This is a genomic window from Congzhengia minquanensis (genome assembly GCF_014384785.1).
In the GTDB taxonomy this organism is placed as follows: Bacteria; Bacillota; Clostridia; order UBA1381; family UBA9506; genus Congzhengia; species Congzhengia minquanensis.
The window spans coordinates 954,732-975,768 of sequence record NZ_JACRSU010000001.1 but is presented as its reverse complement, the minus strand read 5'-3'; the positions used below and the strand labels follow the sequence as shown (position 1 = coordinate 975,768).

General features: G+C 46.8%; 20 protein-coding genes and 1 other annotated feature. Of the genes, 16 read left to right on the top strand and 4 right to left on the bottom strand.

Annotation, left to right across the window (positions count from 1 at the left end; translation table 11 throughout):
• Positions 1-66 precede the first annotated feature (66 nt).
• Entirely contained in the window at positions 67-840 is a 774-nt protein-coding gene (locus tag H8698_RS04685) for a helix-turn-helix transcriptional regulator (RefSeq protein ID WP_249311365.1), read from the top strand.
• Between the two features lie 300 nt (positions 841-1,140).
• Here H8698_RS04685 and H8698_RS04680 read toward each other — a convergent pair whose 3' ends face one another.
• Together H8698_RS04680 and H8698_RS04675 are read right to left on the bottom strand one after the other, a co-directional pair.
• Positions 1,141-1,449, bottom strand: a complete 309-nt coding sequence (locus H8698_RS04680) for a hypothetical protein (protein WP_249311364.1) — start codon at positions 1,447-1,449, stop codon at positions 1,141-1,143.
• Between the two features lie 146 nt (positions 1,450-1,595).
• Entirely contained in the window at positions 1,596-1,775 is a 180-nt protein-coding gene (locus tag H8698_RS04675) for a ribbon-helix-helix domain-containing protein (protein ID WP_249311363.1), read from the bottom strand.
• 220 nt (positions 1,776-1,995) lie between these two features.
• On the opposite strand from H8698_RS04675, the gene H8698_RS04670 reads away from it, so the two are divergent.
• Positions 1,996-2,295: a nucleotidyltransferase family protein gene (locus tag H8698_RS04670; RefSeq protein WP_249311362.1), complete on the top strand. Its 300-nt coding sequence runs from the start codon at positions 1,996-1,998 to the stop codon at positions 2,293-2,295.
• Positions 2,285-2,632, top strand: coding sequence for a HepT-like ribonuclease domain-containing protein (locus H8698_RS04665; RefSeq protein WP_249311361.1), 348 nt, complete (start codon positions 2,285-2,287; stop codon positions 2,630-2,632). Before H8698_RS04670 ends, H8698_RS04665 begins: the two co-directional genes overlap by 11 nt.
• Positions 2,633-2,830: 198 nt before the next feature.
• On the opposite strand, the gene argB is transcribed toward H8698_RS04665, so the two are convergent.
• The gene (gene argB / locus H8698_RS04660) at positions 2,831-3,706 is read right to left on the bottom strand and encodes an acetylglutamate kinase (RefSeq protein ID WP_177678990.1); all 876 of its coding nucleotides are present in this window, start codon (positions 3,704-3,706) and stop codon (positions 2,831-2,833) included.
• 31 nt (positions 3,707-3,737) lie between these two features.
• Positions 3,738-4,775 (bottom strand): N-acetyl-gamma-glutamyl-phosphate reductase, encoded by a 1,038-nt coding sequence (argC, locus tag H8698_RS04655; protein ID WP_249311360.1) that lies wholly within the window; start codon positions 4,773-4,775, stop codon positions 3,738-3,740.
• Between the two features lie 147 nt (positions 4,776-4,922).
• Between argC and spoIIR the strand changes: the two genes are divergently transcribed.
• From spoIIR to H8698_RS04590, 13 genes are all read left to right on the top strand, one after another.
• Positions 4,923-5,579: a stage II sporulation protein R gene (gene spoIIR / locus H8698_RS04650; RefSeq protein WP_249311359.1), complete on the top strand. Its 657-nt coding sequence runs from the start codon at positions 4,923-4,925 to the stop codon at positions 5,577-5,579.
• Positions 5,580-5,644: 65 nt separating this feature from the next.
• Positions 5,645-5,900, top strand: a binding site (T-box leader).
• 116 nt (positions 5,901-6,016) lie between these two features.
• Positions 6,017-7,654 (top strand): class I adenylate-forming enzyme family protein, encoded by a 1,638-nt coding sequence (locus H8698_RS04645; protein ID WP_249311358.1) that lies wholly within the window; start codon positions 6,017-6,019, stop codon positions 7,652-7,654.
• Positions 7,655-7,990: 336 nt separating this feature from the next.
• Positions 7,991-8,422, top strand: a complete 432-nt coding sequence (gene mraZ / locus H8698_RS04640) for a division/cell wall cluster transcriptional repressor MraZ (RefSeq protein ID WP_177678998.1) — start codon at positions 7,991-7,993, stop codon at positions 8,420-8,422.
• Between the two features lie 15 nt (positions 8,423-8,437).
• Entirely contained in the window at positions 8,438-9,370 is a 933-nt protein-coding gene (gene rsmH / locus H8698_RS04635) for a 16S rRNA (cytosine(1402)-N(4))-methyltransferase RsmH (RefSeq protein ID WP_249311357.1), read from the top strand.
• Between the two features lie 28 nt (positions 9,371-9,398).
• Positions 9,399-9,932 (top strand): hypothetical protein, encoded by a 534-nt coding sequence (locus tag H8698_RS04630; protein WP_249311356.1) that lies wholly within the window; start codon positions 9,399-9,401, stop codon positions 9,930-9,932.
• A 118-nt stretch (positions 9,933-10,050) separates the two neighbouring features.
• Positions 10,051-12,261 (top strand): penicillin-binding transpeptidase domain-containing protein, encoded by a 2,211-nt coding sequence (locus H8698_RS04625; RefSeq protein ID WP_249311355.1) that lies wholly within the window; start codon positions 10,051-10,053, stop codon positions 12,259-12,261.
• 37 nt (positions 12,262-12,298) lie between these two features.
• Complete coding sequence (locus H8698_RS04620) at positions 12,299-13,768, top strand: UDP-N-acetylmuramoyl-L-alanyl-D-glutamate--2,6-diaminopimelate ligase (protein ID WP_249311354.1); 1,470 nt, start codon at positions 12,299-12,301, stop codon at positions 13,766-13,768.
• A 2-nt stretch (positions 13,769-13,770) separates the two neighbouring features.
• The gene (locus tag H8698_RS04615; protein ID WP_249311353.1) at positions 13,771-15,144 is read left to right on the top strand and encodes a UDP-N-acetylmuramoyl-tripeptide--D-alanyl-D-alanine ligase; all 1,374 of its coding nucleotides are present in this window, start codon (positions 13,771-13,773) and stop codon (positions 15,142-15,144) included.
• 28 nt (positions 15,145-15,172) lie between these two features.
• Positions 15,173-16,138 carry a phospho-N-acetylmuramoyl-pentapeptide-transferase gene (gene mraY / locus H8698_RS04610; RefSeq protein ID WP_177679633.1) on the top strand — a complete coding sequence of 322 codons (966 nt, stop codon included), beginning with the start codon at positions 15,173-15,175 and terminating at the stop codon, positions 16,136-16,138.
• Positions 16,139-16,177: 39 nt separating this feature from the next.
• A complete protein-coding gene (gene ftsW / locus H8698_RS04605; protein ID WP_249311352.1) occupies positions 16,178-17,338 on the top strand; it encodes a putative lipid II flippase FtsW in 1,161 nt (386 codons plus the stop codon).
• Between the two features lie 25 nt (positions 17,339-17,363).
• Positions 17,364-18,461, top strand: coding sequence for an undecaprenyldiphospho-muramoylpentapeptide beta-N-acetylglucosaminyltransferase (gene murG, locus H8698_RS04600; protein WP_177679629.1), 1,098 nt, complete (start codon positions 17,364-17,366; stop codon positions 18,459-18,461).
• A gap of 62 nt (positions 18,462-18,523) precedes the next feature.
• Positions 18,524-19,777: a UDP-N-acetylglucosamine 1-carboxyvinyltransferase gene (gene murA / locus H8698_RS04595; RefSeq protein ID WP_249311351.1), complete on the top strand. Its 1,254-nt coding sequence runs from the start codon at positions 18,524-18,526 to the stop codon at positions 19,775-19,777.
• Between the two features lie 13 nt (positions 19,778-19,790).
• Positions 19,791-20,927, top strand: coding sequence for a cell division protein FtsQ/DivIB (locus H8698_RS04590; RefSeq protein ID WP_249311350.1), 1,137 nt, complete (start codon positions 19,791-19,793; stop codon positions 20,925-20,927).
• Positions 20,928-21,037 lie beyond the last annotated feature (110 nt).

Genomic DNA, 21,037 nt, shown 5'->3' with positions numbered 1-21,037 from the left:
CAATTTTCTATTTTAAAATTGACTTTTTCTACAATTTGCGGTACGATTAATGAGAGGTGAACGGTGATGAAGATTACACAAATCAAAACGCTTTGGCCGGAAAACGAAGATTTTCGGCTGGAGCGGCTCGACACAGGCGAGCAATATATTTTTATTCACATGTTAACCACGGCCGCTCTTTCGTCGGACAACGGCATTTCTGTTTGCCCGGCGGGAAGCTGCATTTGCTACGAGCCGCATTCCTATCAGTTTCTTGCGGCTCATGGAAAGCAGGGACTGGTGCATGACTGGGCACACATTACAGGGAATTTTCATAAAATTGCATTGCAATATGGATTTCAATTCAATAAAATTTATCAGATGAGTGAAGGCAGTTTTATCACGGAAATCATGCAGGCCGCCGAGCTTGAGGTGCTCCACAGCCGGCCGCACGCCGAGGATATATGCACCATGAAAATGACGGAGCTTGTGATTAAAATGATGCGGGAAATAGAAAATGAAAAGGCGGAAATCATCATGCCGGAAATGCGCAGCGCCATGTTGGAGGTTCGGGCAAAAATCCATATGGATTACAGCCGCGGCTGGAAGGTGGACGAAATGGCAAAGCTTGCGCATATGTCGCCCTCAAGGTTTTACAGCCTGTATAAAGCCGTGTTCGGCGTAACGCCGAAGGCAGATTTGCAGGTAATCCGCCTGGAGCACGCAAAGGTTCTGCTTGCAGAGGGCAGGCGTTCTGTCAGGGAAATTGCGGAACTGGTGGGGTATGAAAACGAATATTATTTTATCCGCGCCTTTAAAAGCTTAACGGGAAAAACGCCGGGGAAATATACACGGATATAACTTAGGCAAGGAAATGTCCCCCGCATCGTCGCAACACGCCTTTTTGCTCGGTTTGCCGTCTGCAAACCAGCGCTTTTACCGGCGGTTGCTCCTCTTTCCCAAAAACGCTTGCATTTTTGGGAGCCCTGAGAGCGGCGGCGGGTTCCGATTTCAACCTTCAGCAGGAGTACAATCTCCTGCTGAAGGTGTGCGGCAAAAGCCGCACCTTGCCTCGTTGAATGACGGGGCAAGCCCCTTATTGAAAAAAATTGGAGGCGGGAAATATCCCGCCTCCGAATGATTTCGTTATGTATCGTATCCCTATTCTTTCAGCCATCCATATTTTGTAAACACTCTTACACAATCGAATATCGCCTGCATATATGTGGCGGTGTGTTCGGGATAGTATGTTTCCTGTTCCAATTGAAAGTATTCGCGCACCAATTTCCAGTGACGGGAGGTTGGTTTTGCATTTTTATTTTCAAACAGGGCTTCCAATTCCTCGTGAATTTCAGACATTCGGTATGATTTTTTTTGGTATTCGGGGTCGTGATTGAAAGAACGTGCGTGGGCGGCGCTGATTGTTTCTTCCAATAAGGTTTCAAAATTGGTTTCAAAGGTGTCAAACATAATTATTTTCCTTTCTTTAAAATTTTCCACAACCCCTTGAAAATTGAGCGCACATCGTGTATAATATTAATGTCGCATCTATCATTTCAGATGGTTGTGGGCGGAGAGAAGTGGCTTGTCTTTTTGGGTGGAGCCGCTTCTCTTTCTTATTTTTCGAGATCGTCGTAAATTCGTTTAATTCCTTTCCTAACAACATCGGAACGTGTGGTATTCAAAACTTCTGTGCATTTATTAAGCTGTGCCTTCGTTTCGTCACTTACCAACACAAAAATGCGGTCTTTTAAAGGATTATCTGATTTCGGACGTCCCATCTTTTTCTGCGCCATATCATCACCTCACTTTTTAAGCGCATCTTAATTATATTTGATGCACGCATGAAAAGTCAAGCTTTATTTGAAAAATTTTTTATGAAACAAAAAAGAGTTGATAAGCGTTTTCTGTAACCTTTTTTATTTTTTGTCACGTATAAAAATGTTTTGCTTTTTTGGGTATTTTTTGATATACTATACATGGATAAGAATATTCATCAGAAATGTGGTGATCGTTATGGCACAGACCTTTACAATAGATGAAATAAGAAATATTACCGTTCCTGTTGCAAAGCAGTATGGCGTAGAAAAGGTTGCTTTGTTTGGCTCCTATGCGAAAGGAAAACAAAAAGAAACCAGCGATATTGATTTAATTATAAAAAAAGGAAATTTAAAAGGCTATTTTGCACTCTGCGGTTTTGTCAATGCCTTAGAGGAACGGTTTGGAACTCATGTTGACGTTCTCACCTATAACGCATTGAAACATTCCATGATCAAAGATTGTGTCAAGGACGAGGTAGTTTTATATGAACGATAGAGATATGATTGTTTTGAAAAAGATGGTGCAGTATGCAGATGAAATTGCGTTGACTGTAGAAAAATTGAATTTGGATTTCATAAAGTTTGAAACGGACTTTATTGCGAAAAACGCGATTTCAATGTGTATTCTGCAAATTGGGGAACTGGTTGGAAAACTAAGCGATGATTTTAAAGCGCAGTATCACAAAATGCCATGGCGGGATATTAAATCCATGCGGAACATTGCTGCGCACAACTATGGCGAACTGGACGCTGAGGTGCTGTGGGAAACCGTTTCAAATGACATTTCGGAACTCAAAATATACTGTGAAGCTATTATTGCCGGCAAGGAATAAGCGCCTTGCCTTGCGGGAAGAGCCGCTTCTCATTCTTACTTTTTTGAGATTGTCGTAAATTCGTTTCATTCCTTTCCTGACAATGTGGGAACGTGCTTAATTCGCGCATAAAACGTCAAGCTTTATTTGAAAAATTTTTTATGAAACAAAAAAGAGTTGATAAACATGCATTTATCAACTCTTTTGAAATTTTTTTCTTTAACCTTTTTTAAACATGGTGCCGATACCGGTGTCGGTGAAAATTTCTAAAATTATGGAGTGAAGCACGCGGCCGTCGATAATGTGCACGCGGTTTACCCCCTCTAAAACAGCCTTCACGCAGGCGCGGACCTTTGGAATCATGCCGCCGTTTATGGTGCCGACATGAATCAGCTCCTCTGCGCTGCTGGTGGTAATTTCAAAAATAATGTCGCCTTTGGCGTCTTTCACGCCTTCAACGTCGGTTAAGAACATCAGCTTTTCTGCGCCCATGGCAGTTGCAACCGCGCTGGCGACTGTGTCGGCGTTGATATTATAGCTCTGGCCGCTGTCGTCCGTGCCAATGGGTGCAATTACGGGAATATATTCGTCTTCGCACAGGGATTTGAGAATTTCCGCATTTACCTTTTTAATTTTACCCACAAAGCCAACGTCGATTTTGTTTCCCTCGGAGTCCTCCGTCAAAGGCTCGCACTCGATGATTTTTCCGTCAATTCCACACAGGCCAATGGCCTTGCCGCCGTTTCGGTTGACGTTTGAAACCACCTCTTTGTTGGTTTTGCCCACCAAAACCATTTGGGCGATGCGCATGGTTTCTGCGTCTGTCACCCTCAGGCCGCTGACAAATTTGCTTTCAATGTGGTAGGTTTTTAAGGACTCTGAAATGTCCGGCCCGCCGCCGTGGACAATTACCGGGTTCATGCCCACATATTTTAAAAGGGTAATGTCCTCCATGACGGAACGCTTTAAATCTTCGTTAATCATGGCGTTGCCGCCATATTTAATCACAATGGTTTTGCTGTAAAGCTTTTGGATATAAGGAAGCGCCTCGGTTAAAATGCCGGCACGCTCAATCCGCTCGTCGATTGTGTTCATGCTTGTTTCCTTTCTGCCCGCAGGGCGTATATTACAGGTAATAGCCTGCGCCACACAGGCCTTCGTCTTCCGGCAGGCCAAACATCAGATTCATGTTCTGAACGGCCTGGCCCGCCGCGCCTTTGATTAAATTGTCAATGTTGGAAATGACAATTACCCGGCCCAGCCGCTCGTCAACCGTCAAGCCAATGTCCACAAAGTTCGAGCCGGTTACGTGGTTGTTTTCCGGCAGGGCGTTGTCGTAAATGCGCACAAATTTTTCATTCTGATAAAAATCGTGATACATTTTGAGCAGTTCTTCTTTTGTGTAAGGCTTTTTCAAGTTTGCATATTCCGTGGCGAAAATTCCCCGTTTCATAGGAACCAGATGGGGCGTGAAGGACAGGGTAATTTCCTCTCCGGCAATCAGCGAAAGCTCCTGCTCAATTTCCGAGGTGTGGCGGTGGGTTGCCACCTTATAGGCTTTCATGGTTTCGGTGCACTCGCAGAAGTGATAGGCCTGCCCTAAGCCGCGGCCCGCACCGGACACGCCGGATTTTGCATCAATGATAATGTTTTTTGTTTCAATGGCATTGTTTTTTAACAGCGGCGCCAATCCTAAAATGGAACAGGTGGTGTAACAGCCGGGATTGCCCACAAGCCGCGCCTTTTTAATTTCTTCCCGGTGCAGCTCGCACAGGCCGTAAACCGAAACCTTTAACAGCTCCGGACAGGAGTGCTTTACCTGATACCATTTTTCATAGGTTTCAATGTCGTTATAGCGAAAATCGCCCGAAAGGTCAATTACCTTAAGGCCTTTTTCATAGAGTGCGGAAATTACCTCGTTGGAAACGCCGTGGGGAAGGGCGGTGAACACCACGTCGCATTTTTGTGCCGCGGTTTCTGCGTCAGCTTCCTCTAAAACAACGTCGCACACGCCCCGCAGGGACGGATAAACCTCCGACATTTTCTGCCCGGCATATGTTTTTGAAGCCAGCATTGCAATTTCTGTATCTTTATGGGAAGCAAGCAGTCTGACAAGCTCTGCGCCTGCGTAACCTGTTGCACCCAAAACACCTGCTCGAATCATAAAATAACTTCCTTCCATTTGAAATATGTATTATTATACATCTATTTGTATAAAAATGCAATACCATATTTATCTAAATTTGCTGTTTAATCCATGGTAAATTTGTCTATAATGTGTAATATACCAAAGAAACAGGAGCGGAAAACAATGAAACGAAAGACGATTTCAAAACTATTTTTTGCAGTATTTTTAGTTGCCGTGGTGTTTATGGGAATTTGCGAGGCAATTTCGGTGGACATTTCCAGCGGAATTGTTCGTCTGCATGTGATTGCCAACAGCGACAGCGAGAAAGACCAAACGGTGAAGCTTGCCGTGCGGGACGCTTTATTGAGCCTGTCGGAGGAGCTTTCAGGAAACTCGGAACTGAGCTTAGCTTTTGCAGATGAGCACAAGGCCGAGCTTACCGCTGCGGCAAACGCAGTGCTGTTAGAACACGGCTGCAATTATTCCTGCGAAGTGGTAACCGGAAACTTTCATTTTCCCACGAAATCTTATGAAAACATCACCCTGCCGGAGGGAGATTACGACGCTGTCCGTGTGGTTTTGGGCACGGGCAGCGGGCAGAACTGGTGGTGTGTGATGTATCCGCCCCTGTGTTTCACCGACAGCGCAAAAGGCGCCGTTTCAGACGAGAACAAAGAAAAACTGTCGGAGCTGATGGGCAGCGCAGAATATCAAATGATTTCAGACGAAAACATTCAAGTAAAGCCGGCGTTTAAGGCGGTGGAAATTTGGCAGAGCTTGAAAGAAAAAGCCAGCCAAACGCTGGACCTTTCAAACAAAAGAATATTCTGCTTTGATTGAGCAAAAATATTGTTGACTTTTGAAAAATAAAGTGTTAAAATAAAGTTTAAGTGAATAAAGCTTCAATAAAAGTGATGACCGGAAACAAGTAGAACGTGTTTAGAACCTTAAGAGAGCTGTCGGTTGGTGCAAGACAGTGGGGAAGGCATGTTTGAATACATTCTGCGAGCTCCGCACCCAACGGCGTTTTGCCCAGTAGGCTGCGGCGGGCGTGCCCGTTACAGCACTTTGGCATAAGCGTTTTTTTTGCCGTGCCGAAAGGGGTCTGTTGTAAAAGCAGGCAATTGAGGTGGTACCGCGGGAATTTTTCTCGTCCTCAGGTTTATCCTGAGGACGGGTTTTTTATTTTAAAAGCACTTCCCGGGATGAAGGCCCTTTCTTTCGCAGTCCCGTGGCGCGTAAGGGCAGAAACTATAACGGGGAGAAAGGAACGTAACATGATTATTACAAAGGTGCTGGAGAGAAATGCACAACTGTATCCGGACGATGTGAGTCTGGTTGAAATTAACCCCACGGAGTGGGAAAATCACAAGCCTGTTACATGGCGGGAATATGAGCTGATTGAAGCAGCCCCCAGCGGCGGCTACCGCCGGGAGATGACCTGGAAAGAGTTTGACGAGAAAGCCAACCGGTTTGCCAACCTTTTGCTGACAAGGGGCGTAAAAAAGGGCGACAAGGTGGCAATTTTGTTGATGAACTGCTTAGAGTGGCTTCCGATTTATTTTGGTATTTTAAAAATGGGGGCGCTGGCCGTGCCCATGAATTACCGCTACACGGCGGACGAAATAAAATATTGTTTGGAGCTTTCTGATGCAAGCGTTTTGGTGTTCGGCCCCGAATTTATTGGCCGTGTGGAAACCATTTTTCCCAAGCTTAAGGGTGTGGACTCGCTTTTTTACGTAGGGGAAAATGTGCCCACCTTTGCAGACAGCTACGACCGGCTGGTGACCTATTGCTGCGAGCGGGCGCCGGAAATTGAGATAAAAGAAGACGACTATGCGGCCATTTATTTTTCTTCCGGCACCACAGGGTTTCCGAAGGCCATTCTTCATTCCCACGCCGCGGTGATGTCCGCGTGCGAAACAGAACAGAACCACCACTCCCAAACCAGGGACGACGTGTTTTTGTGTATCCCGCCGCTTTACCACACAGGTGCAAAAATGCACTGGTTCGGAAGCCTGCTTTCCGGCAGCCGGGCGGTTTTGCTGCGGGGCGTGAAACCGGAATGGATTATGAAAGCCGTGTCGGACGAGGCGGCCACCATTGTGTGGCTGTTGGTGCCGTGGGTGCAGGACATTTTAGACGCCATTGACCGCGACGACATTGACTTGTCGGAATACCGTCTTTCCCAGTGGAGGCTGATGCACATCGGCGCACAGCCCGTGCCGCCAAGCCTGGTGCAGCGGTGGAAAGAAAAGTTTCCCAATCATCAGTATGACACCAACTATGGTTTGAGCGAGTCTTTAGGGCCGGGGTGCGTGCATTTGGGTGTGGAAAACATACATAAGGTGGGCGCCATTGGCAAGCCCGGCTACAAATGGGAGGCCAAAATTGTAGACGATGCCGGCCGGCCAGTTGCAAACGGCGAGATTGGCGAGCTTGCGGTGAAAGGCCCCGGCGTGATGCTGTGTTATTATAAAAATGAAAAAGCCACCAACGAATCGCTGAAAGACGGCTGGCTGATGACGGGGGACATGGCCCGGTGCGACGAAGACGGGTTTATTTATCTGGTAGACCGTAAGAAGGACGTTATCATAACGGGCGGCGAAAACATTTATCCCGTGCAGATTGAGGACTTTTTAAGAAAACATCAGGCGATTAAAGACGCGGCGGTGATTGGCCTGCCCGACAAGCGCCTGGGTGAAATTGCGGCGGCCATTATTGAACTGAAACCGGGTATGACCTGCACGGAGGACGAAATCAACGAGTTCTGCATGGATTTGCCCCGGTATAAGCGCCCCAGAAAAATTATTTTTGACGACATTCCCAGAAATCCCACCGGAAAAATTGAAAAGCCGGTGCTCCGCGACCGGTTTTGCGGCGAACGGCTGGTGGAGGCGCAAATCGAAAGCTGACAGGGAGGTACAAAAAGGTCGCAATAACGCTATTTTGTGTAATATGATTGAAATATTACGTTAACAATACTATATTTAGACGTTGAAAAAAGAGCAGAAAAAAGAATATCGAAAAAAACGGAAAAAAGGCATAGCATTGGGAAAAATAGACATTTCCCTGCTATGCCCTTTTATTTGTATGATAAATTTATTACACACAATATCTTGTATATTAAATTTAGATTTCAAAAAAATTAAAAAAATTGAAAAAAGTACTTGCAATATCAGCCCAAATGGTTTAAAATGAAATAAAAGTGGTTTAATGTGGTGGAAAAAGGTTGAAAGGAGGTCGGAAACATGTTTATTGGAGAATACAGCCATGTGTTGGACGCAAAGGGCAGAATGTTTATGCCTGCAAAGTTCCGCGACGAGCTGGGCGAGAAGTTTATCGTTACCATCGGACTTGACCGATGCCTCTTTGTATTTCCGACCGAAACCTTTCAGATATATAAGGAAAAGCTTGACGCAATTTCCTTAGCCAACAGGGACGCACGCAACTTTACCCGATTTTTCTTTGCCGGGGCCGGCGAGTGCGAGCTTGACAAACAGGGAAGAATTATGCTGCCGCAAAAACTGAGAACCTATGCAAGGCTGGAAAAAGATGTTACCGTTGTGGGGGTTTCCGGCCGTATTGAGCTTTGGAACACGGAAGACTGGGAAAAGGAACACAGCATTGAAAACTTTAGCCCGGACGAATTTTCTGAAAAAATGGAACTTTTGGGATTTTAAATTAAGGAGGCAAACATGGAGTTTCATCACATATCTGTCCTTCTTAACGAGGCTGTGTCGGGCCTTTCCATTCACCCTGACGGGGTTTATGTGGACGGGACGATGGGCGGCGGCGGCCACAGCCGGGAAATTTTAAAACAGCTGACAACGGGAAAACTCATCGGCTTTGACAGAGACAGCGAAGCAATTGCAGTTTGTAAAAACAGACTGTCGGAATTTTCAGACCATATCACTTTTGTAAACAGGAATTTTAACGACATCTTACAGGTTTTAGCAGAGCTTGGAATGGAAAAAATAGACGGCGCGGTTCTGGATTTGGGCGTTTCGTCCTATCAGTTAGACTGCGCAGAACGCGGATTTTCTTACAATCACGACGCGCCCCTTGACATGAGGATGGACAAAACCAGTTCGTTTTCTGCGTTTCATGTGGTGAACGAGTATGACAGGGATAAGCTGGCGGATGTAATTTTTACATATGGCGAGGAACGCTGGGCAAAACGGATTGCAGAATTTATTGTGCAGGAGCGCGAAAATGCGCCGGTTGAAACCACCGGGCAGCTTGTGAGCATTATTAAAAAAGCGGTGCCAAAGGGGGCCCGATCAGACGGGCCGCACCCGGCAAAACGCACCTTTCAGGCAATTCGGATTGAGGTAAACGGCGAACTTTCCGGACTGAAACAGGCGCTTTTTGATTTTATTTCCTGCTTGAAGCCGGGCGGAAGACTTTGCGTAATTACCTTCCATTCGCTGGAAGACAGAATTGTGAAAACAGTTTTTGCCCAGGCGGCTAAGGGCTGCGTTTGCCCGCCGGATTTGCCGGTTTGCATTTGCGGCAAAAAGCCCGAGGGAAAAGTGATTACGAGAAAGCCAGTGGCTCCGGGCGAAGCGGAGCTTTCGGAAAATCCGCGGGCCAGAAGCGCGCATCTTCGCATATTTGAAAGGTTATAACAAGATTTTCGGGAGGGAGACCTGGCATATGAGAAACAACAATTTGGCATATCATGCAGACGACAGGTACCGCAAGATTTACGACAACCGGGAAATCAGAAAAATTACAAATATACGTTCAACAGGTGGAGTCATGATTAAAACAGGCAGCGGACAAAAAAGAAAAGTGAATACTGCCGCGGGCAGAAACCGCCGCCCAAAATCGCGGATTAACCGCGGGACGGTGATTTCTGTGATTGTGCTTGCGTCGATGGCTTTTTTGGTGCTGTTCCGCGGATTGATGATTACGTCGGGATATGAACAGCTTGAGAAAAAAAATACCATGCTATCTGAAACCATTGCAGAAAACCAGAAACTGCAGTTTAAAATTGACCAAACCCTGGATTTAAAAAATATTGAAAAAATTGCGCAAAATACGTTCAATATGGGACAGCCCTCAAAATCTCAGACCATTTACATCAACCTGGAACAGTCAAACGAGGTGAAAAAGGTGCGGAGCGGCAATTCCATTATCGACGCTGTGAAGAATTTTTTTAGCGGCATTGTGGAATATTTCGCATGAAGCGATACATAACATGATAAAGAATTTATTGTTAGTGTGAGAGAGGTGTCTTTCACACTAACTTTTGTAAAAGCAGAAATCAAATTTAAGTCAACCTCGCCGAAGGGAGTGGATAGATATGGCGATTACCGGGCCAAAAACAAGCTTGCGGAAACGAATGTTTTACGTTCTGTTGTTTTTTACAACACTTCTCATTATGCTTGTGCTTTATATATTAAAACTGAACATTGTAGACGGAGAAAAACTAAGAACCGGCGCAATTGAGCAGCAAACCAGAGACTATCAGGTGTCGTCTGCCAGGGGCACAATTTACGACAGAAACGGCAAAACGCTGGCGGTCAGCTCCTCGGCGGAAACCATTACGGTGAACCCGAAGGAGATTGCGGCGGCAGGATATGACGTTGACGGACTTGCCAACAAGTTTGCAGAAATTTTAGAGCTTAATGCAGAAGATGTAAAACCGAAACTGACCAAAAACGCCCAGGACGTTGAGATTAAACGGAAAGTGGAAACAGAGGTAGCCGACAAAATTCGTGAACTCAATTTAAAAGGCGTATATTTTAAAGAGGATACCAAACGATATTACCCTTACGGCACATTTGCCTCCCACGTTATCGGCTTTACCGGCCGAGACAACCAGGGTTTGGGCGGCATTGAAATGGTGTATGACGACGAACTATCCGGCGTGCCGGGCAGAGTGGTTACGCTGAAAAACGCCCACGGAACAGATATGCCGTTTCAGGAAGAGCGGCACATCGATTCTGAAAACGGCTTAAACGTGGTTTTGACCATTGACGAGGCCATTCAGCATTTTGCGGAAAAGCATTTGGAAAACGTGTATAACGAAACGGAGGCGGCAGAGGGCGCCGCCTGCATCGTGATGGACGTGAAAACCGGCGAGGTTTTGGCCATGGCCGCCCTGCCGAATTTTGACTTGAACAGCCCCAACGAATTAATTGACAAAGTTACCCTGAACAGACTTAAAAAACTTGGTTCCGGGGAAGAATATGAAAAGGCGCTTACCAACGCGAAAAATAAAATGTGGCGGAATAAAGCGGTTGTGGACTCTTATGAGCCCGGTTCGTGTTTTAAAATTATGACCATGTCTATGGCGCTGGAGGAAGGCGTTGTCACGCCGGAGGACCATTTTTTCTGTCCCGGATATAAAATTGTTGAAGACAGAAGAATTAGCTGCGCCGAAAAGAGCGGCCACGGCGCGGAAACTTTTAAAGACGGCGTAAAAAACTCCTGCAACCCGGTGTTTATTGAAGTTGGACAGCGCGTTGGAATTGACAAGTTTAAGCAGTATTACAAAGCCTTTGGCTTTAACGATAAAACCGGATTCGACCTGCCCGGCGAGGCAAACGGCGTGTTCTACACTGACGAACAGTTTAAAACCGTTGAGCTTGCCACAGCGTCGTTCGGCCAGGGGCCGAAAGTTACGCCGCTGCAGCTGATTTCAGCTGTCAGCGCAGTTGCAAACGGCGGAAACCTGATGAAACCCCATGTGGTGAAAGAACTGACAAACGACGAAGGCACGGTTGTGAAAAAAATTGAGCCTACGCTGGTGCGCCAGATTGTGTCGGAGGAAACATCAAAAACCGTTCGCGAGCTTTTGGAAAACGCGGTTAACGTTGGTTCCGGACAAAATGCCTACATTAAGGGCTACCGGGTGGCGGGAAAAACCGGTACGTCGGAGAAAATTCCCAGAGGGCAGGGCAAATATGTTGCATCGTTTTTAGGATTTGCGCCGGCAAACGACCCGAAAGTAGCCTGCCTGGTAGTTGTTGACGAACCCTCGCTGGGTTCTTACTACGGCGGCGCTGTTGCGGCCCCCGTTGTTGGTAAAATTTTGGAGGATACATTAAAATACTTAGGCGTTGAGCCGCAATATACAACAGAAGAAAAAACAACCATTGACATATCTGTTCCGGACGTGACAGGGCTTGAGGTGTCTGTGGCGAAGAAAAAGCTGGAAGACATGGGATTAAAACATACGGTTATCGGCAGCGGGGAAAAGGTTTTGAGCCAAATGCCGTCCTCCGGGGCAACCGTAAGCTCCGGCTCTGTGATTGTGCTTTACACAGAAAGCTCTGCGGGTGATGAAAAGGTTGCGGTGCCTGATGTGAAAAACAAGTCGTTGGCCAGCGTAAAGTCCATTCTTTCGTCAAAAGGGCTAAATTTGAGCATTGTTGGAGCAGGGGCCACAGGCTCCGATTCCGACCGCACCGTGGCGGAAAAGCAAACGCCTGAGGCTGGAACAGAGGTTGAACGCGGAAGTGTCGTTCAGGTAGAATTCAGATTCTTAGATGTTGAAGGCACAAATTGATTGAAGTTATTGACGCGTTCCGAAAGGAGTTTACACCATGAAACTATCGTCATTGTTGAAAGACGCCGCGGTTTCTAAAATTGTCGGCGACACAGACCGTGATATGAAAGGCATTTGTTACGATTCCAGAAAAGTGAAGCCGGGTTATGTGTTTGTCTGCATTGTAGGTTTTGAAACAGATGGGCACAAATACATCGCCGGGGCAATTTCTGCCGGCGCGTCTGCCATTGTCGTGCAGGAGGGGGCAAAGCTTCCCGACATTCCTGAAACCATAACGCTGATTGTTGCAAAAAACACCAGACAAGTGCTTGCGCAGCTGGGGGCTTCCTTTTACAAAAACCCCCAGAAAAAGCTTAAAATAATCGGCGTTACGGGAACAAACGGCAAAACAACAGTGACAACGCTGATTAAATCTATTTTGGAGTTTGAGGGCAAAACCACAGGCTTAATCGGAACAAACGCCAACATGATTTGCGGAAGAACCCTGCCTACAGAGCGCACCACACCGGAGTCGTTGGAACTGTTTGAGCTGTTCCATGAGATGGTGGAAGAGGGTGTGGAATATGTAGTGATGGAGGTTTCCTCCCACTCTTTGGATTTATTCCGGGTTTACGGCATTGAGTTTTCTGTTGGGGCGTTTACAAACCTGACTCAGGATCATCTTGATTTTCACGTTACCATGGAAAACTATTTAAACGCCAAGAAAAAGCTTTTTCTGCAAAGCAAATGCGGCGTGGTAAACGCTGATGACAAAGCAGGAAGAAGCATTCTGGCCGACAGCGTCTGTCCGATGACGTCCTATGGGATCGACAGCGAAGCGGACATTAAAGCATCTGACATTCGGATTTCGGCCCGGGGCGTGATATTTAACATTTGTTATGAGCAAAAGGATTACACCGTGCGGCTGGGGATTCCCGGCAGATTTTCTGTTTACAATGCGCTGACGGCCATCGGTGCCGTTGTAGCGGCAGGAATTGAAATAGGCCGGGCGGTGGAGGCGCTGACCTTTGCCAAAGGCGTTATGGGGCGGTGTGAAACGGTTTATACGAATACCGATTTCACGGTGATTATTGACTATGCCCACACGCCGGACGGGTTAGAAAACATTATAAAAACCGTGAAAGAATTTGCAGAGGGCAGAGTGATTACCCTGTTTGGCTGCGGCGGAGACCGTGACAGAACAAAACGCCCCATTATGGGCAAGGTTGCAGGCGAGCTTTCCGACTACTGCATTGTGACCTCTGACAATCCCAGAACAGAAAATCCTGCGGCCATTATTGAAGACATTATGGCAGGCGTGAAAGAAACCGACTGCGAACATATTGTGATTGAAAACCGGCGGGAGGCAATCGGCTATGCGCTGTCGTTTGCAAAGCACGGCGACTGTGTGATTTTGGCAGGCAAGGGCCACGAAACCTATCAGATTATTGGCAAGACGAAAAACCATTTTGATGAGCGTGAAGTTATTGCAGAGTGTCTTGCGGCAATGAAAAAGGCAGAGGTGTGAATATGATTCCTGTTTCAGTTTCAGAAATTTTGCAGGTTGTTGGCGGACGTTTGCTTCACGGCACGCCGGCGGGCACGGTGACTTCAGTGGTAACCGACAGCAGAAAGGCTGCAGAAAACACGCTGTTTGTGGCAATTCCCGGTGAAAATGCAGACGGTCACGCATTTGTTGAAAAGGCCTTTGCACAGGGCGCTGTTTGTGCCCTTGTGGAACGGGAGGTTGAAATAAATTTGAATCACCCCGTTATTTTTGTTGAAAACACGGTTCGGGCCATGGGAGCGCTGGCACAGCTGGTGATTAAGCGGCTTTGTGTGCCGACTGTGGGAATAACGGGCAGCGTAGGAAAGACCACCACCCGGGACATGACGCATGCAGTCTTATCCGCCAAATTTAACACCTTAAAAAACAAAAACAACTTTAACAACGAAATTGGCGTTCCGCTGACGGTTTTTGAAGCGGATGAAACAATCACCGCCGCGGTGATTGAAATGGGAATGGACAATTTCGGCGAAATAGACAGGCTTTCTGCCATTGTTCAGCCGAACGCGGCAATCGTTACCAACATTGGCATGTCACACATTGAGCGTTTAGGCTCGCAGGAAAACATATATCGGGCAAAATCAGAGCTGTTTGCCCACACAAAGAAAGATGGTGTGGTTATTTTAAACGGCGACGACAAAATTTTAATGGCTCATAAAGATGAGATTTCGCAGAAAGTGATAACGGTTGGGGTGAAAAACCCCACGGCAGACTTTACTGCTTCTGATATAAAAGCAGAGGAAGACAGCGTGACGTTCCGGTTTTCGGGCCTGGGACACGAATTTAAGGTAGCATTGCCGGTTCCCGGGGAGCACAACGTATCAGACGCATTGCTTGCCTGCGCGGCAGGAATTTATTTCGGTGTGCCCGACGCAAAAATTGCAGAGGCACTGCAGAACTTTACGCTGACCGGAATGCGGATGGACATTATCCGGTGCGGCAGCATCACCGTTATTAACGACTGCTATAACGCGGCTCCCGCCTCTGTTTCGGCGGCATTGTCTGTGCTTTCCAAACGGAGGGACAGAAAAGTTGCGGTTTTAGGAGATATTGCAGCTTTAGGTGCATATAGTTATAATGCGCACCGGGAGCTGGGCGCAGAGGTGACAAAAAACGGCATTGACCTTTTAATTACGGTTGGGGAAAATGCAAGGTTCATTGCAGAGGGAGCCTTTGAAAACGGAATGGACAGCATGAATATCATTTCTGTTGATACGGTTGAAGAAATTTATCCCTATTTGTCGTCCTCCATTAAAGAAAACGACGTGGTGCTGGTGAAAGCCTCCCGCGTTATGGGCTTGGAGCGTGTAACGGAATTTTTAAAAAATAATTTTTAAAGAAGCTTAGGAAAAGGGAGCTGGTTGTTTGAACACCTTGCTGATTGGAAGCGGACTGTCGCTTCTTGCATGCATTATTATAACACCAATTTTAATACCGCTGCTTACAAGGCTGAAATTTGGCCAGAGCATTCGCGAGGAGGGGCCTGCCTGGCACCAGAAAAAGAGCGGCACCCCCACGATGGGCGGTTTGGCCATCATTTGCGCGGTGGTTTTTGGGTCGCTGGCCGCATATTTCATTTCAGGAAATTTTGGCGTGACAGAAATCAGCCTGGTTGTGGGTTCGCTGTTGTTTGGCATCATCGGCTTTGCCGACGACTATATAAAAGTGGTAAAAAAACGGAATTTGGGGCTTACTTCAAAGCAAAAGTTTTTGGCGCAGCTGATTGCGGCAGTTGTTGTCACTGTGTTTATGAGCCACACAGGGGTCATTGGCGGAGAAATTGTTGTTCCGTTTGTGAAAGCCTCTATTGATATTGGGCTTTGGACGATTCCCCTTGCGGTTTTTGTTCAGCTTGCTGTCGTGAACAGCGTAAATTTAACCGACGGGTTAGACGGTTTAGCGTCTTCTGTGACGCTGATTGTTTCGTTGTTCTTTATGATTTGTGCAATCAAAGTGGGAAACACCTCTATCGCTGTGTTTATGGGCGCGGTGGCGGCGGCCTGCTTGGGATTTTTGTTCTTTAACGCCAATCCCGCCAAGGTGTTCATGGGCGACACAGGCTCTCTCTTTTTGGGCGGGGCGATTGCGGTTGGGGCCATCGGGCTTAAAATGCCGCTGATTTTGATTATTGCCGGGGGCATTTATTTAATTGAAACGCTCTCTGTTATGATACAGGTAGTTTCGTTTAAAACCACAGGAAAACGCGTATTCAAAATGAGTCCCATTCATCATCATTTTGAACTGTGTGGGTTAAACGAGAAAAAAATTGTTTTGCTGTTTTCTTTCGTTACGGTTGTGCTGTGCGCAATCAGTTACATTGTAGTGTTTTAATTCTTGGCCAAAGGGCTGTTGAAAGCGGGGAATGCAAATATGGCGGCGAGGGCGCAGAGAGGTGCAAAACTCAGGCGTGCCGGAAGTTCGGAACATGCTGTGATAAAAAAAACAAGTGTAGATGTAGGATTTTTATCTGTAGTCATTCTGCTGCTGGTATTTGGCCTTATTATGGTATTCAGCGCCAGCTATCCATCTGCAAATGCAAAATATGGAAATGGCTTATACTTTATTCAAAAACAGGCAATGTGGGCGGTTTTAGGCGTTGGCGCTATGATTTTTACCATGAAGTTCGACTATCGGCTATATAAAAAGTTTGCGCTTCCCATTGCCATGGTAACCATTGCCCTGCTGATTTTGGTGTTGTTCAGCACGCCGATTAAAGGTTCCAGGCGATGGCTGGGGTTTGGTTCTTTCACCATTCAGCCCTCAGAGGCGGCAAAAATTGCAGTCATTATTTATTTTGCCGCAAGTCTTTCTGTTACGAAAGACAAAATTCGTGAGTTTAAATATCTGGTGCGCTATTGGGCCATGCTTTTGGTGGTGCTGGGGCTTTTAATTTTAGAGCCGCACTTTAGCGTGTGCATTATCATCGGGTTTGTAGCGGTTATCATGCTGCTGGTTGCAGGGGCAAGATTAAAGCATTTTGCCATTGCTTCTGTTGCCGCCATTCCAGCCCTCATTGCCGTTGCAATGAAAGAGCAGTACCGAATGGACCGCCTGACCACATTTTTTGACCCCTTTGCCGACCGTCAGGGCGACGGCTGGCAGATTATTCAGTCGCTTTTTGCAATCGGTTCCGGCGGGCTGTTTGGCCTTGGATTTGGTAACTCCAGACAGAAATATATGTATGTATCTGAGCCGCAGAACGACTTTATTTTTGCCATTGTGTGCGAGGAGCTGGGCATTGTTGGCGCGGTTGTAGTAATTGCACTGTTCGGCATTTTAATCTGGCGGGGCATTAAAATTGCCATGAATGCACCGGATACTTTTGGAAGCCTGCTGGTAACGGGGATTGTTTCGCTGGTTGGCATTCAGACCTTTTTAAACATTGCCGTTGTGACGAAAATGATTCCCACAACAGGCATTTCACTTCCGTTCTTTTCCGCCGGCGGCTCGTCTCTGGTATTTTTAATGGCGGCAATGGGAATGGTGCTGAACGTATCAAAGTTTAAAAAACAGGTGGTAGATTTGCGGTAATTCAGAAAGGAATGTTTAGTCTAAGGTGAAAGTTTTAATTTCAGGCGGCGGTACGGCGGGACATATTAATCCGGCCATTGCAATAGCCAAAAGAATGAAAAAAGAATATGGCGCAGAAATCCTTTTTGTGGGCAAGGAAACCGGTTTGGAGAAAACCCTTGTTCCAAAAGAGGGATTTGACATAAAATATATCGACGTTGAGGGCTTAGTTCGAAAGCTGACGCTAAAAAATGTGACGGTAGCGCTGAAATATCTTCGGGCAATTGGCGACGCAAAACGAATGATTCGGGAATTTTCTCCGGACGTTGTTGTGGGAACAGGCGGATACGTCTGTGCTCCTGTGCTGTCTGCGGCCCACAGTCTGAAAATTCCGGTGCTGGTGCACGAGCAGAATGTGTTCCCCGGCATGACGGTGAAAATGGCGGCACGGTTTGCAGACTGTGTGGCGGTGAGCTTTGAAGACACCATTTCCTATGTCAGCGAAAAGGCCAAAAAGGTCTGCGTATTAACGGGAAACCCCTTGCGTGAAAACATGCTGGACTTGTCTTATGAGGAAGCCAGAAAAACTTTGGGAATTGACGGCAGGCCCTTTATTGTGACGGTAGGCGGCTCGCTTGGCGCAAGAACCATTAACGAGGCGCTGGTTGAAATTGTAAATTGTTTAGACAATGTGGAATTTCGGCTTTTAGGCGGCACCGGGGAACGTTTTTTTGACGAAGTAAACGAAAAGATTGACAAAAGCAAGCTGGGCGACAACATTGCAATCGTCCCATACATTTATAACATGGACGTGGTGCTTCCTGCGGCGGATTTGGTCATTGCCCGTTCCGGTGCAATTACTGTCAGCGAGCTGTGCGCGCTGGGACGGCCGTCGGTTTTAATCCCGTCGCCCAACGTGACCCACAACCATCAGGAATATAACGCAAAATCCATTGCAGACCGCGGTGCGGCGGTAATGATTTGTGAGCGTGACATTCAAAACAACATTGTTTCCGATACGGTAAAATCGCTGATTATTAACCAGGAAAAGCGAATGCAAATGTCCAAAGAGGCAAAAAAACTTGCCATTACCGACGGCACGAAACGAATTTGCGACATTGTGGCAGAGCTTGCCCGAAAGTAACCAAAACTTACCGCGCGCATACTATGGTAATGACTTTTAATCGTTATCAGGAGGTGCGCATTTTGGGTAAAATAATCGTAAACGGCGGTATCCCGCTTGCGGGAGACGTCAGAATTCACGGCGCGAAAAATGCCGTTCTTCCTATTTTGGCAGCAACTGTCATGGTGGGAGGAGTACATATCATTCATAACTGTCCTGATTTTTCAGATGTTGTGATTACCATTGAAATTTTAAAAAGCCTGGGCGCAAAAGTTACGCGCGATGGAAATACATTGACGGTTGACACCAGCGGTGCGCTGGGAAACTTTATTCCGGAGCATTTGATGAGAAAGCTCCGTTCTTCCGTCATTTTCATGGGCGCAGTGCTGGCGCGGAACAACGAGGCAAAAATATCCACGCCCGGCGGCTGCGAGCTTGGCCCCAGGCCCATTGACTTACATCTGAAAACGCTTGCGCAATTGGGTGCTGAAATTAAAGAGGAGCATGGATATTTAATCTGCAAGGCGGAAAAGCTCACGGGAAAAATCATACACTTGGATTTCCCCAGCGTTGGCGCAACAGAAAATCTGCTGCTTGCCGCAGCAATGGCAGACGGCGAAACGGTGATTTCAAACGCGGCGCGGGAACCTGAAATTGATGATTTGGCCTGCTTTTTAAACAACATGGGTGCAGATGTGCAAGGCGCGGGAACCTCCACCATAAAAATTGTGGGGAAAAAAGAGCTTGTTCCCGCACAATATACCGTTATGCCCGACAGAATTGTGGCGGCGACCTATCTTTGCGCCGCGGCTGCAACCGGCGGGGAAGTCACCGTAACGCACATGTGCCCGGAACATATATCGGCGGTGCTGTCTGTTTTGGCAGACTGCGGGTGCTATCTTTTCTCCACAGAGGACACAGTTCTGCTGAAGGCGCCGAAACGGCTTTTGGCCCCGGGCAGCATTAAAACCATGCCCTATCCGGGATTTCCCACAGACGCGCAGTCGCTGTTTTTAGCAATGCTGTGCTGTGCCGACGGCACGTCCATCATTACGGAAACAATTTTTGAAAGCAGGTTTAAGCCCGTGCCGGAGCTGTGCCGAATGGGTGCAAAAATCAGCGTAGACGGCAGAGTGGCGGTTGTCTGCGGCACGGAAAGGCTTTCAGGCACAGAGGTGAATGCTTCAGATTTGCGCGGCGGGGCGGCTTTGGTCATTGCAGCTTTAATGGCCGACGGCACAACGGTAATTAATACGCCGGAATTTATCGACCGGGGATATGAAAATTTTGAAGCAAACCTTGCCCAGTTGGGGGCGGATATTATACGCTACAGATAAAGGAGCAGCAAACATGCAAAGGAAAAGGGAAACCAGCAGTGAACGGTATAAACGACGAATTAAGCAGCGGCGGATTTTTGTTTTAAGCGTGTTCGCCGCAGTTGTGCTTTTGTGTATCTGTCTTTTCACGCCGATTTTTGGCATTACGCAAATTTCTGTAACGGGCAACACCTTGCTTGCTGCAGAAGATGTAATTGCGGCCTCGGGCATTGAAAAGGGCGAAAATGTATTTCGAATCAGCAGGAAAAAAGCAGAAAAGGCTTTAGCCTCAGTTGCGTACATAGAGAGTGCAAAAATAAAACGAAAGTTTCCCGCAAAAATTGTGATTGAGATTGACGAGGCGAAGCAGGACATTATTATCGACACGCCCCAGGAGTTTGTGGTGACAACGGTTGCGGGCAGGGTTTTGGAAAAAACCGACGATGTGACCAGCTTAACCGCGCCGATTATTTATGGCATTGAGGTTACAAAATCGGAGCCCGCAAAAAAAATAGAAACGTCTGACGACGAGATTTTAAACATGAATTTAGAACGAATCGGCTGTTTTTATGAAACAGATTATTGGGGTGACATTGACGAGTTCCGCGTTTCTGACGTGTCGAATTTTATTATGATTATGAAATCGGGCATGAAGGTGACGTTTGGCAGCATTGACAGCACGGAAAGCCTTCAGCGCAAAATTAAAATGATGGCGCAAATTCTGCCGCAGGTTCAGCAAACGGAAAAAAGCTATTTGGATTTAACCACCGATAAGGGGTATTTTGGGGAATATACCGATGCCGAACTGGAAGAAATGAGAAAATGGGAGGAAAGCGGCAACACCGGCATAATCGGCGGGGACGACAAAACGTCAGGCAATCAGACAGACGACAGCTCAGATGCTAAAAAGTCGGATTCTGATGATAACAGTAAAAACGATGAAGACAGCAGCTCGGAGAGCTCGCAAAAAACGTCGGGAAGCTCTGCTAAACCTAGCAGCAAGCCAAGCAAATCGTCGGAGCCGGAAGGGGACGACGAGGATTCTGTCAGGAAGAAAACCTCTGCATCGCCCTCCGCCAGTGCAAGCGCAAAGGCAAATTCAGACCAGACGAAAGAAGATGCAAAGGCCAGCGCAAGCAGCAAGGCGAAAAAAGAATCTGGCGTAGATTGACAGACTGTCGTGGTTTTACACAAAAAATTTACAAAAAAATTTAGCGAAAATTCAATTTTTTACTTGTAATTCCATACGGCAGTATGTTATAATAAATAGTAATTAAATTT